At 33.2% G+C, this 13635-nt stretch carries 7 protein-coding genes; 1 reads left to right on the top strand and 6 read right to left on the bottom strand.

Going from position 1 to position 13635, the window contains the following annotated elements; all coding sequences use genetic code 11:
- Positions 1-43: 43 nt before the first annotated feature.
- On the bottom strand, positions 44-451 hold the full coding sequence (locus C4S35_RS08735) for a response regulator (RefSeq protein ID WP_103999817.1): 408 nt from the start codon (positions 449-451) through the stop codon (positions 44-46).
- On the bottom strand, positions 451-2166 hold the full coding sequence (locus C4S35_RS08730) for a PAS domain-containing sensor histidine kinase (protein WP_103999816.1): 1716 nt from the start codon (positions 2164-2166) through the stop codon (positions 451-453). The genes C4S35_RS08735 and C4S35_RS08730 overlap by 1 nt, the downstream gene beginning before the upstream one ends.
- 168 nt (positions 2167-2334) lie before the next feature.
- Here C4S35_RS08730 and typA point away from each other — a divergent pair, with 168 nt between their 5' ends.
- Positions 2335-4131 carry a translational GTPase TypA gene (gene typA / locus C4S35_RS08725; RefSeq protein WP_103999815.1) on the top strand — a complete coding sequence of 599 codons (1797 nt, stop codon included), beginning with the start codon at positions 2335-2337 and terminating at the stop codon, positions 4129-4131.
- A 165-nt stretch (positions 4132-4296) separates the two neighbouring features.
- Here typA and C4S35_RS08720 read toward each other — a convergent pair whose 3' ends face one another.
- The 4 genes from C4S35_RS08720 to C4S35_RS08705 are packed head-to-tail and all read right to left on the bottom strand — an operon-like array spanning position 4297 to position 13612.
- Positions 4297-9447, bottom strand: a complete 5151-nt coding sequence (locus C4S35_RS08720; RefSeq protein ID WP_146059530.1) for a T9SS type B sorting domain-containing protein — start codon at positions 9445-9447, stop codon at positions 4297-4299.
- Between the two features lie 24 nt (positions 9448-9471).
- Complete coding sequence (locus tag C4S35_RS08715) at positions 9472-11808, bottom strand: choice-of-anchor L domain-containing protein (protein WP_103999813.1); 2337 nt, start codon at positions 11806-11808, stop codon at positions 9472-9474.
- A gap of 15 nt (positions 11809-11823) precedes the next feature.
- Positions 11824-12660, bottom strand: a complete 837-nt coding sequence (locus C4S35_RS08710; protein ID WP_103999812.1) for an ABC transporter permease — start codon at positions 12658-12660, stop codon at positions 11824-11826.
- Between the two features lie 55 nt (positions 12661-12715).
- On the bottom strand, positions 12716-13612 hold the full coding sequence (locus C4S35_RS08705) for an ABC transporter ATP-binding protein (protein WP_103999930.1): 897 nt from the start codon (positions 13610-13612) through the stop codon (positions 12716-12718).
- Positions 13613-13635: the final 23 nt, after the last annotated feature.

Below are 13635 nucleotides of genomic sequence, written 5' to 3'. Positions count from 1 at the left end.
ACAGCAAATGTTCTAGGCTAAAAAAAATCAATAGTACTAGCTTTTAGATTTTATTTTTTAAGTATTCAAGCATGGTTAAGGTGATAGGTTTCGATAGGAAATCAATTACCATAGGGTAGGCTTTTGACTTTTCTCGGTCTTCGGGGTCTACAGTTGAGGAAAGAATGATAATCTTTATATCTTTAAATTCAGAGAATGCTTCGCTTTTAAAATGATCCAGAAATTCCCAACCTCCCATAATTGGCATATTTAGATCCAAAAAAATTAATTGTGGATGTCTTTTTAATTGATTTTCAGTGTTAGTATATTTTAAAGTGTTAAAGTAATGAAGGGCTTCTTCTCCGTTTTCTGCAGTGATAATTTCATTTGAAAAGGAAGCTTTAATGATCACTTTTTCGCATAACATAAGTGTTATAGGATCGTCATCAATGCATAAAATTTGGTCTAACATTATTGTTTATTTTTAAATGTTAATGTGAATGAAGTTCCTTTGTTTACTTCGCTCTCAATGCTAATAGTTCCTCCCATAGTTTCAACTTGGGATTTGACTAAATATAATCCTAATCCTTTACTGTCAGGATAATTGTGAAATCTTTGATAGAGTCCAAAAACTTTATCTCGATTTCTTTCTAAATCAATTCCAATTCCATTGTCTTGAAATGTTAGGTAAACAATATCGTCAACTTCGCTAGCATTTATTGTTATTTTTAACTGTCTGTTTTCGGATTTGTATTTTATGGCATTTGTCAATAGGTTTAGCATAATGCTTTCTATGTACGCTTTGTTTGTGTTTAAAACAGAAACTTTTTCGAAATTAAGTTTAATTATTGGTTTGTATAATTCTATTTGAAAACTTAATTGGTTAAAAACGTTTTCAAAAATTTCTTTTAGGAGTACAGCTTCTTTTTGAATAGACGGATTGTCTTTGATGATAATTACTTTTACTAAGTCGTTAACGGTGTCGTTTAATAAATGAGTTGATTTACTAAAGCCATTTATAATTTCCTTTAATTCTTGATTTTCTATTGGTATGTCTTCGATTAAGTTTAAAAGTCCGGTTAAATTAGATAATGGGGCTCTGAGGTTATGTGAAGTAATGTAAGAAAACTGTTTTAAGTCTTTATTGTTTTGAGTTAATTCTCTGATAAGCTGTTCTTTTTCTTTTTCTTGTTTCTTTTCCTCCGAAACATCTCGTTGTATTGATATCCAGTGTGACAGTTCATTTTCGGTGTCATAAATTGGAATCATAGAGAAACGCACCCAATATTCTTCTTTATTTTTTTTGTAACTAATGGTTTCAATTAGGCATTCTTGTTTCTTTTTTAAAGCATCAATTAATTTTCTATATTCTTCTTTATCAGAATTAGGACCTTTGAAAATATTTGGAGTTTTTCCAATAATTTCATCTATGGGATATCCGGACATGACGGAAAAGGCCGGATTGACATATATTATTTTGGGAATTTCAGAATTTTTAAAATCTGGTTCCGTAATAATTATGGAATCTTTGGACTGTGTAATGACGGTTTCTAATAATTTAAGGCGTTGTTCTTCTTCTTTTTGTTTTGTGATATCCTGGATCGCACCAATCATCCTTATTGCTTTTCCTTCTTCATCTTTTAAAAGGAAACCTTTATCTAAAACGTATTTATAACTGCCATTAGCACATTTAAAGCGATATTGATCTTGCCAATTCTCCGTTTTTTGTTCTATAAATGAATATAGTTTAATCGACATCTTTATACTGTCTTCAGGATGTATCTTTTCAAACCACCAAGTGGAACTGCTGCCAACTTCCTCTTGTGTATACCCAAAAATCACTTCTATTCCTTTATTCCAATTAAAATTGTCTTCTTGTATTTTCCAGTCCCATATCGTGTCACTTGTTGCTTTTGCTACAATATCATATTTTTCATTTGACTCTTTAATTTCTTCATTTGTCTTCTTAAGTTTTTCGACAATTGACGCGTTTTGATTGTCGTTTTTTGATAAAATTAATTTGTAAGCTATTCCTGTAAAAATTATAAATAGCAAATCTTTTACGAAATTATAGTTTTGATAGCTAGTGTTGTAGGTGAATTTTTGAAGTAATTTATGGCAAACAATGGCCAAAAATAAGGAGATGAGGATATAAATTATAATTATTTGATTGGTTTTGTTTTTCATTACTCAAATATATAGAAATAATGTTAAAATACTAAATAACATTTGAACTTATTTTGTCTCTTTTTGCTCCTTTATTTTTAATGTAATACGTTAACAATATGTAAACTATTGCATAAATATTTTTTATATCAAAATAAAGTGTACCTTTGCACCCATTAAAAATCACAGATGGAATCTATTAGAAACATTGCAATTATTGCCCACGTCGATCACGGTAAAACAACTTTGGTTGATAAAATTATGTATCACTGTCAGTTATTTCGTGACAACGAAAACACAGGTGACTTAATCCTTGATAACAACGACTTAGAGCGTGAAAGAGGTATTACTATTACTTCAAAAAATGTTTCTGTAGTATACAAAGGAACAAAAATCAACATTATCGATACTCCTGGTCACGCCGATTTTGGTGGTGAAGTAGAGCGTGTATTGAATATGGCTGATGGAGTTTGTTTACTTGTGGATGCATTTGAAGGCCCAATGCCTCAAACTCGTTTTGTATTACAAAAAGCACTAGACTTAGGTTTGAAACCTTGCGTCGTTATTAATAAAGTAGATAAAGAAAACTGTACTCCTGAAGAAGTTCATGAGAAAGTTTTTGACTTAATGTTCGAATTAGGAGCAGAAGAGTGGCAGTTGGATTTTCCAACAGTTTACGGTTCAGCTAAAAATAACTGGATGTCTGACCATTGGGAAAACGTAACAGATAATGTTGAAGCATTATTGGATATGGTTATTGCTAATGTACCAGCTCCAAAAGTTTCTGAAGGAACACCACAAATGTTGATTACTTCATTAGACTTTTCAGCTTTTACAGGTCGTATCGCTATTGGTCGTCTTGAAAGAGGTGTATTGAAAGAAGGTATGCCAATCTCATTAGTAAAAAGAGACGGTACTATTTTTAAGTCACGTATCAAGGAATTGCACACTTTTGAAGGACTTGGTCGTAAGAAAGTTCAAGAAGTAATTGCTGGAGATATTTGTGCAATCATTGGTGTTGAAGGATTTGAAATTGGTGATACTATCGCTGATTTTGAAAACCCAGAAGCGTTGAAAACAATCGATATCGATGAGCCTACTATGAGTATGTTGTTTACAATTAATGACTCTCCTTTCTTTGGTAAAGAGGGTAAATTTGTAACTTCTCGTCATATTAGAGATCGTTTGACAAAAGAATTAGAGAAAAACTTAGCAATGAAATTGGGTGAAACTGATTCAGCTGATAAGTTCATGGTTTTTGGTCGTGGAGTACTTCACTTATCTGTTCTTATTGAAACAATGAGAAGAGAAGGGTATGAGCTACAAATTGGTCAACCACAAGTTATCATCAAAGAAATTGATGGTAAAAAATGTGAGCCAATTGAGGAATTGACAATCGATTTGCCAGAAAATCTTTCAGGTAGAGCAGTTGAATTCGTTACAATGCGTAAAGGAGAAATGCTTTCTATGGAAACTAAAGGGGAACGTATGATTGTAAAATTTAATATTCCATCTCGTGGAATTATTGGATTGCGTAATCAATTACTTACTGCAACAGCTGGTGAGGCTATTATGGCACACCGTTTTATTGGATATGAGCCTTACAAAGGAGAAATTGCGGGACGTAACAAAGGTTCATTGATTTCTATGGAGAAAGGAAAAGCTATTCCTTATTCTATCGATAAATTGCAAGATCGTGGTAAATTTTTTGTTGAACCAAATGCCGAAATTTACGAAGGTCAGGTAATTGGAGAAAACTCTCGTGCAGATGATATGTGTGTAAACGTAACTAAAGAGAAAAAACAATCTAACGTTCGTTCTTCTGGAAATGATGAAAAAGCAAGGATTATCCCTCCGATTATTTTCTCATTAGAAGAGGCTTTAGAGTACATTCAAAAAGATGAATATGTAGAGGTTACACCAAAATCTATTCGTTTGAGAAAAATCTATTTGACAGAAACTGATAGAAAAAGATTTAAAATCTAATTTTATATTTTATAAAAGAAAAGCCATTCGAAAGAATGGCTTTTTTTATGGATTTATTTTTTACTATTTTATTTTCTGAGTGACGATTACGGGATTTTTTAATCCTTTATTTGTTAAAAAAAAGTTTAAGAATGCATGAGTAACAAGTGTATTTTTCATGTCATATTATCTCTTCAAACTAAAATGACCTTTGGCCTCTCTACCATCTTGTAATTTTGCAGTGTACCAATAATCATCAGAAGGTAAAGGATTTCCATTGAAAGTACCATCCCATCCATCGCTACTAGTTTTTATTTTGGTTATTAATTTTCCGTAACGATCGTATATAAATATAATGGAATTGGTGTTAAAATTGGCATTTACCCCTTTTACATTCCAGTAGTCGTTATATCCATCACCATTTGGAGTAAAATATTTTGGGACTCCAAGTACCGCAATAGTTTGACTAACTATACCACAACCATTTTTATCATTTATAAAAACCTCATGAATTCCTGCAGGAACATTATCAAAGAAATTAGATGATTGGAAAGGCCCGTATGGTTCGTCTAGACTGTATTCATATTGTCCCTGTCCAGTTACATTTACAGTAACAGTATTAATATCTGTCATGTCAAGAATGTCAATGGTTTTAATGGTCGCTTTATTCGAAGCGGTAACTTTTATTGTTCGAATTCTGCTGCAACCCGATGAATTGGTTACTTTAATTGAGTAGATACCTTCTTCTAATACAACCAATGTGTAATTTGTTCCTATAGAAGGTGAGACTCCAGCTTTATGCCAGTCATAAGTGAAATTAGTTGTTGATGTGCCAGCTTGAATTCCAGCATCAAGTTCAACACTGAATTCTGGGTTATCATCACAAATTAATTTGTCCTCATTTCCATTTGTATTTAACTGAATTTTAGGCAATGGATTTACTATAAATGGAAGAGAAATAGAAGTTGTACACGTTGGATTGATTGGATTTTTAACGATAATTTTTACGTTTTGAGTGCCTGTAACGAATGGATTTGGCAACGGATTTGACAAAAGATTTCCATTCTCGTCAAAATAGAATACTTTCATTCCAGTTTGACCGCCTAGGATTGTAGATTCAAAGCCTGTCGTGTCGAAAGCAAATTTACCATCTTGAACCAAAGGATCTATTTCATCGTCACAAGCCGTTGTTAAGGAAATTGGAACTGAAAATGCTTCCGGTAAATCATCAACAATAAATTGAATGGTTGTTTCATCAAAACATTTCTGCGCCGTGTTATTGGTTACAAGGGCTTTTATGGTTTGAGAAGAGGTTGTAAAAGTTGCAGGAAACGGACTAGTTATCAAAACTCCGTTAGCATCTTTCAACGGATTATTTGCTGCGTCGAAATAGGCCACGGTAACTGCGAATGGTTGATTAGTTCCTAATAAAGTTGTTTCTAAATTTGACGTGTTGAAAGTAAAAATCCCATCTTGATTGTCATCGCATTGTCTTGTAATAATTACAGGATTTGCAAATGGTAGTTTTTCAACTGATAGCTTAATGAAGTCGCCAAAGCCATCACCGCAATCAGAAGTTAAATTATTGTTTACTCTTACCCAAATATTTTGAGCATTAGGAATGTCATTCCTAAAGGTAGTATATTCAGTGGGTTTAATGGCTAATGAATTTCCAACAACATCATTTTGTGCTAAAGCATCTGCTTTGTTTCTATAGTATTTAAAGGTGTAATTTGATAATGGTGGAGGTAGTTGAGATTCAACGTCATTAATTGCATTGGTTAAATCAAAAGCTGATATTCCATCTCTTTTGTTTGTATTAGGGTCACCTGTAGCTGTTCCATCTGCTGCTAAAGTGTCATCGCAAACAGGAGGTACTATAGAGTTATATGTTAGTGGAATTTTTGACGCTGCAACTTTTAATGTTAATTTGGCAATACTAAAACAACCAGTAATTTTATTAGCGACCCTTGGCCAAACAATCATTATTCCTTGGGGAGCTGGAAGGGGAGGATTTATATTTTCAAAAGCAAGTGGTGTTGAAATTTGATCAATTGATAAGGGATTGTTTGCTTCAGCTTGTGTAGTGTAGTATGTGAAATTTTCATTTGTAAAATTGCTAGAAATCTTATCGTTTTTCACTGTTAAATTGAAAAATGTTTTTAAATCTGAATTATCATCACATTGTATAATAGTAATGTCATTTACACTTGGTAAAGGGTAAACTGTTAATATGGTTTCAGAAGAAAGTAGACCACATGAGTTACCACTTTTATTTAATAGCACCCGATACTTGTAGCCATTCATTGCATTTGTCACTTTTGTTATTAACAAAGTATTCGTTGTTGCTCCAGAAAAAGTTGCATTGTCAAGAATAACATTCCAGATTCCACCAGAAAAAATTTGCCATTGATAGGTGTTTCCGCCATTATCCACTAATGTAATTGTGGCATTTTGTATTTCACAAGTAGGTGAAACATTAGGTTGAGTTGTAATTACGATAGGGGCTGCGTTGATATAATTTAAATTAGGAATACTGTAAGCCGTTCCGCTCGTAACAATTCCATTAGCATCGACTGTTGGCGGTACAATGTTTCCCAATAATCCGTCACCATTACCATCAATAAAACTAGCTTCGGTAACATCAAAACATAAATCACCATCACTGTCTAATGAAATATAGTTTTTCATGTTATCTGAATTTGTATCTGTAATGGTGTAATTTAATTTACCACTATCGGGACTCGTTTCAAGTCCATCAAACAAACCATTGGTACCAAAAGAAGCGCGTAAACCATCTATAATTCCATCTTTATTAGCATCAATCGCATTACTTCCTGATTCGACCAAGTCATAAGTACCATCATTGTCACTGTCTAAATCTAAGTAATCTTTAACTCCATCAGCATCTGTGTCTATTGGAGTTAATCCAACAGTTCCATACCCATCGCTTAAATCATCTTTATTTGTATCAACAGAAGTGTATGAAATAAAGCTTCCGCCTTGCGCATCTATATTATCTGGAATGCCATCATTGTCACTATCCAAATCCAATTGATCCGGAATGCCATCTCCATCAGAATCTTTAGGAACACAAACCGCAAAGAACTTGAAGCTTGACTTATTTGGAATATCGTCGGATAGATTTTTATGTGTAAAACTTATCGAATTCGTCAAATAAGTCAAAAATTTGAAGGTTCCTGTTCCGGCAGCTAAAGGAGTTGTGCTGTTTAATCTAAATCGTATTTCAAACGATGAATATTCCGTTACGCCACTTTCATAAATACCGTCATAATTCGTGTCAATCAATAATTGATTGTCAGGATTAAGGACGGTTATGGTTTTATCTGTATCTGAATTAATGATGTACTCAGCATTGGTATTTAATAAATCCGTTGCGGTTGCGGTGGAAATATATTCCATTCCTAAACTTATAGGTTTTGCAAAAGCCATCTTATAAGTCGCCCAATTGGTTTTTCCAGCAGGAATTTCACTAACAAAACTGCCATCGGCATTTCCTGTAAAAGGGATAGTACTGGTCGCAGCGGAATTGGATAGTAATCCATTAAATGTATTTGAATAACTGCCGATTGAAACAGCTCCAGAATTTAGATTCGACAGGTTAATGTTTTGGTTTCCGTAAGATTCTGTGCAATTTGTAATTCCATCATTGTCATTGTCTATATCAATGTTGTCAATAGCCAAGTCGTTATCTTGATTAGTGGGGCAACTACTAACGGGGATTTTATCGGATGAAATATCACTAATACAACCAGAAATACTTCCTTTTACTTGATAATAACCCGGAGTAGTAGGAGAATATGTATTTGTTATTGCATCGGGATGTAGTATTGGGTCGATTACTACATCATTAAAATACCATTGAAAGGAATCATAGGATGATAATGTATTGATTTTTAAAACCACATTGGGAATGCAATTAGAACTTGCTCCAATTTTTATGTCGGATACAATTTCAGGCTTGGTGTCAAAACCGGAGTAATAACCACCGTACGTTGCATTACCGTTGGTTCCATAGCAAGAAACATAAACTTGTTTTGTTGATTTCACTGAAATATTGCCTGTTAATCCGGATACAGAATAGCGCTCAAATCCTGATGCAGTAATTGCTGTTGCTGATCCTGCAGAAACAGATACGCCGTTTTGGTAAACATTTACTATTGCTCCCGTTTCGGTAACAATGTTTAAACCTCCAGTATAGGTTATGTCTCCTACTTTTTCTATCCAAGGAATATTATCTACTATATTTGGTGTTGCACAATTTATGGGAGGTACAAAAAACATGTTTTGGTTGGCGGCACTAGAGCCACTCCCCCCCACACTTTGGTATGCAAATACTTTTTCACTTGTTGTTATATATAGATTGTCATTTATAAATTGACTTCCATCTAAAATGGTGTATTGTCCTTTGTTAAGTGCAGGAAGTGGAATTGTGTTTCCGTTTATATAAATTAGGGTGTTGTCTTCATTGGCAATCAATAATACGCGTTCTAAATTATTACTTCCAAGTCCTTTTACAAAAATATATTCTTTGCCAGTTTTTTCAGAAGAAACAATTTGATCGAAACCGATGTCTCTAGCGTTAGTGCTACTATCATTCGTTCCTAAAATTGATCCAGCATTTACAATAACTGGTTTGTCTGATTCTACTAATGCACCAATAATATTTTTGCTGTTTGTAATCGAACCAATGTTTACCATTGCCATAACATAACTTTGGTTTTTGTTGAGGGTTTTTGTGTAGGGTCCTGTAATAGGTGTGCCATCTGTGAGTGTGGTGCCAATTGGAATGTTTGAAATTGTAATTGTAGTACCGTTTTCTGTAGCTAAAACGGATGCGAAATTTAATAATTTTGTAGCCGTAGATTCATTTAACATTGCGCCAATTCGGAACTCTTTTCCCAGGGCACTATTCCCTTTTGAAACAAGTCCACCTGCTTGTGCATAATTTACGCCGGATTTGTCTGCATTGAGTCTGACGCTTACATAAATTAAGTCATCTCCTTCTACAATATATCCCTTGTTGTTTATGATGCCTGTATTATTTTTTGGCGTGAACAATGGGGTGTTATCTCCATAGCCAATGTCATATTTTCTGGGATTATTATTGTTTACCGTACCCGAAATTACATTTCCACCAATTTCAATAATTCTGTAATTGACATTGGTAGGGTTTGGGGTTGAAATGTATAAATATTGATCACCTGCAGCAGCGGCATCAAAAGCGGTCAATGGCGGTATATAGTGCGTTTTACTAAATTGGGCAAAGCAACTTATTGATATAAAAATAAAGAAAATAAGTAAAGTTTTTTTCATGGGCTAAAAATAGGAAAATAACTATTATCTTTTTAGTGAAAAATGACCTTTTATGATTTTATTGTCTTCAAAAGTTATGTTAAACCAATAATCATCAGCTGGTAATATATATCCATTTAATGTTCCGTTCCAACCAGAGTGGGTTGAAGCGAACTGTTTCAATAATTTACCATAACGATCAAAGATGTTTATAGTCGATTTAGGTAAAAAATCTAGATTTTTAATTTCCCAAAAATCATTATATCCATCTCCATTTGGAGTAAAATAACGGGGATAATCCAATACATATATTTTAAAAGGAATCGATAAGCCACAACCGTTTTTATCTCGAGCATAAAGTAAATATTCTCCAGGAGCCACGCCATTAAATAATGGATTATCTTGAAAATAAGATCCGTCAATTGAAAATTCATAATTGCCTATTCCGGAATATTCTATCAAAACTGAATTTCCTTTGCCTGCAAAATCATTAATTATTGCTCCATTGACAATTGCAATTCCAGATGCAGATATCTTAAAATTTTTGGTAGCAGTACATCCATTTGTATTGGTGACTTTTACAGAATAATTTCCTGGCAGAGTAACTGTAATTGTATTCGAAGTTTCTCCTGATGTCCATAAATAACTAGAAAATCCTGCATCAACTATTAAGTTTGAGGAAGCACCATTGCACAAAGAAGTTGTTTCATCTTGAAAATTTGGTGGGTCAAATGTCTTTACTATGAGAACTATGGGAGTAATGGCATAGCAATCAGAACCATTAAGTACTCTTGCAAATAGCGTTTGTTGATAAGGAATCGTATTTTTGAAAAAAAAAGGTAATTCGTTTTTTTCAAGATAAGCATCTGTAGAGTTTGAATAAAAAGAGACAAAAATATTGTTCCCTATACCAGAAAAATAGCCTGAAGTAGCAATACCCATTAGGTCAAATTGATGTATTCCATCAATGAATCCATCATCATCGCAAACTATTATTGGAGCTAGGGGTGTAATAGATTTGTTCGAAATTGACAATATCAATTCAGCATAGTTGGGACATCCATAGGTATCCAAAACTTTTGCAATTACAATTTGATTATTAGATTTGTTGGTGTAGCTTTTCGGGCTCGAAATTGGATTTTGATTGTTTTGGGCATCAAATATATTTTTATAAAAAAACATTTGGCTTAAATTGCTATTATTGTTCTTTATGATTGCTTCAGCCTTATTTAAATCAAAAATCGCAATACCATCCCCATTTTCATCACATTGAATTAAAGAGGTGTTTTTTAATACAATTTGTGGTGTAAATTCGATTTTTATTTCACCTGTAGCGATACAATTCGGACTGCCTAATTCAACTTCAACCTTGTAAGTACCAGTATCCGTAACTTTAAGAGAAGGACTTATAGCTCCTAAAATTGGAATTAGGGAACCACTTTTATACCATTTATAAGAATATGCAGGTGATAATTTAGTGTCAATGATAAAATTTTCTCCATAACAAATGGGATTACTAGGTGCTATTCGATTTGGGCCTAAATCTATTTTGGAGGTGAAGCTACCTGCTTGAAGAAAAACGGCGGAGTCATAATAATTACCACCTTGGTCAGCAATCACCAATTTAATGTGGTACATCTTCCCCGCAATAACGTTTGCTTGTGCTGCTAATACTAACGTCTGGCCACTGTAGTTTACGGGACTGTTGCTTGAATTAAATCCTCCAAAATAGGCCTCGTTTGCTGCAAGGCAGCCTGGCTTCGGACCAGTTGTACTATTAAAAGTAGGAATTAATGGATGTACATTTTTCGAAGAAACTGGAATAGTGGTGGCAGGAATTATAGCTAAATTTTGATAGGTGGTCGTTCCACTTTCCTTGATTAAAAAGGCAAAACCATCGGAATAATTACATGGAAAGTTCTCTTGGTATTCATTGGACGCGAATAAATAATTAAAACTAATTAGATTTGTCAGCGGTACGAAATCAAATTCTAATATGGTTGCATTGAATGTGTTTGTAATATTTAATGCTTGTTCTAAATCTAGATCCCCTTTCCAGGATAAACTACCATCGCCTTTATTTGAAGCATCAAATGGTGCTTCAGAATTTTTACTGCTCCAAGTACTCAAAACTACTCCTTCGTTAATAGGAAAAGGACTGGTTCCAGAGTTAAAATAACCATAACTTTTTTTACCTGGAGTAAAAGTGTCTCCCGTAGCAATTGGATTAGAAATGGAAACACAAGTACTATTATTCACTAAAACATTCTCCACTAGTTGCTGTGCTGTATAGGAATCGTTTACCAATATAGATTGTGCCGTTGCAATAGAACTAGAGCAAAAGATGAAAATATATAATGAGATTTTTTTTATAAAATTCATAGCTCTATAAAGATACTATAAATCTCTGTTTTTTAATAATCGATAAGATAATAAATTGAAAATCAAGGTCCAAGCCAAAACTATTATGATAGAGTAAAAATGTACGCCATAATCCTTAATGTTTTCTATACCTATTTTTGTTCCAATAGATTTTACGACAGATAGTCTGGAGAATGGCTCCACGATCAAATTCGACATTGATTCCAAAGGAAAAAATTGTGTAATATAGGCTGCTATTGTACTGTCTGGGAAAATTTTATAAGTCAAAATACCTTTTAAAATACCCTCAATAATATTCCAAACTAATAGAAACCCAAGAGCAAATGCGGATCGTTTTACTAATATTCCTAAAAATAAACAGAAGGAGAAAAAGCCAATTAGTTTTATAAAATAACCCAATAGATAGTCTAAATCAGACAAAACAATGCCAATTTCTGTGTACGAAGAAAAGCTAAATCCTAAAATTAGGGACAGTATGAAAATAAAAACAGTGGATACTAATGCAAATAAAAGGATTGTCAAAAATTTAGATAGAATAAACTCCTTTTTACTCATGCCATCAATTAAATTTTGTTTCAAAGTTCCGTAGCTGTATTCATTGGCCATCATGGAAACAATAACAATAGCTAGAAATAATTTTAATATTGAGGCAATGTAAGTGTTGAAATGCCAAATAAAAGGAAAATTAAAAATTCCCATTTCAGCAAGATGAAGTTTAAATACGCCCAGATCAAACTTAATCGAAGCAATTAATGCAATAAATGTTAAGAGAATAAAATAAGTTAAAGTCAAAACTCGGCTGCCTTTATTTTTCCATATTTTTTGTAATTCTATTGAGAGAAGTCGTTTCATTTTATAGTTGGTATTTTGGAGATGAGATTTATAAACATTAGTTGTATCAAAAGAGCTATTTGTTTTTAGTTAATTCCAAAAATTGTTCTTCTAAACTATTTTTTCGTTTCACTAAATGACTGAGAACAATATTATTTTCAAACAGAAATTGATTCAATTCTTTTGGCTCCAATTTATCTTTTAAATAAACCAATACTTTTCCTTCTTCATTTACACTATTTTTTACCGCTGGATGGGTTTTTAAAACGGATATTAGATTTTCAGTGTCATCAGCTCGCAACTCAAAGAATCCTTGGTTTACTGACATTCCATCAACCAATCCGGAATACAAAACTTCTCCTTTTCTTAAAACTAATGCATGTGTACATACTTTTTCTACTTCGTCTAATAAATGAGAAGCGAGTAAAATGGTAGTTCCTTGTGCAGCGATGTGCTTGATGATATCACGGATTTGATGAATACCCTGCGGATCTAAACCATTTGTGGGTTCGTCAAGAATTAAAATTTCTGGATCGTTGAGCAGCGCAGAAGCAATCGCTAATCGTTGTTTCATTCCAAGAGAAAAAGTGCTGAATTTACTATCTTGCCTATCTACCAGACCTACTAATTCAAGCTTTTCATTTACTTTAGCGTAATTGATGCTTTTAATTTTGCAGACTAATTCTAGATTTTCTTTCGCAGTCATGTAAGGATAGAAATTGGGTCTTTCTATAATTGCCCCTACTTTTTTAAGTGCTTCATGAGTTTGCATATTGCCATCAAACCAGCTATATTCGCCAGAGGTTTTATTGACTACATTTAAAATTATTCCTAAAGTTGTTGATTTTCCGCTTCCGTTAGGACCTAGAATTCCGTAGACATTGCCTTTATGTATGTCGAAAGTAACATTTTTCAGGGCTTGAAGAGAGCCATAACGTTTATTGAGATTTTTGATCGAAAGTATCGTTTCCAATGGTTTCATCTTTTTATATTTTC

Origin of the sequence: Flavobacterium urumqiense (assembly GCF_900108015.1) — a bacterium.
Taxonomy (GTDB): Bacteria; Bacteroidota; Bacteroidia; order Flavobacteriales; family Flavobacteriaceae; genus Flavobacterium; species Flavobacterium urumqiense.
Note: the sequence above shows the minus strand (reverse complement) of the source record. Positions and strands in the feature narration are given on the sequence as shown.

Coding starts and splice junctions, on each gene's coding strand:
- C4S35_RS08720 (WP_146059530.1), bottom strand. CDS start 9,447: ATGAAAAAAACTTTACTTATTTTCTTTATTTTTATATCAATAAGTTGC.
- C4S35_RS08735 (WP_103999817.1), bottom strand. CDS start 451: ATGTTAGACCAAATTTTATGCATTGATGACGATCCTATAACACTTATG.
- C4S35_RS08715 (WP_103999813.1), bottom strand. CDS start 11,808: ATGAATTTTATAAAAAAAATCTCATTATATATTTTCATCTTTTGCTCT.
- C4S35_RS08710 (WP_103999812.1), bottom strand. CDS start 12,660: ATGAAACGACTTCTCTCAATAGAATTACAAAAAATATGGAAAAATAAA.
- C4S35_RS08730 (WP_103999816.1), bottom strand. CDS start 2,166: ATGAAAAACAAAACCAATCAAATAATTATAATTTATATCCTCATCTCC.
- typA (WP_103999815.1), top strand. CDS start 2,335: ATGGAATCTATTAGAAACATTGCAATTATTGCCCACGTCGATCACGGT.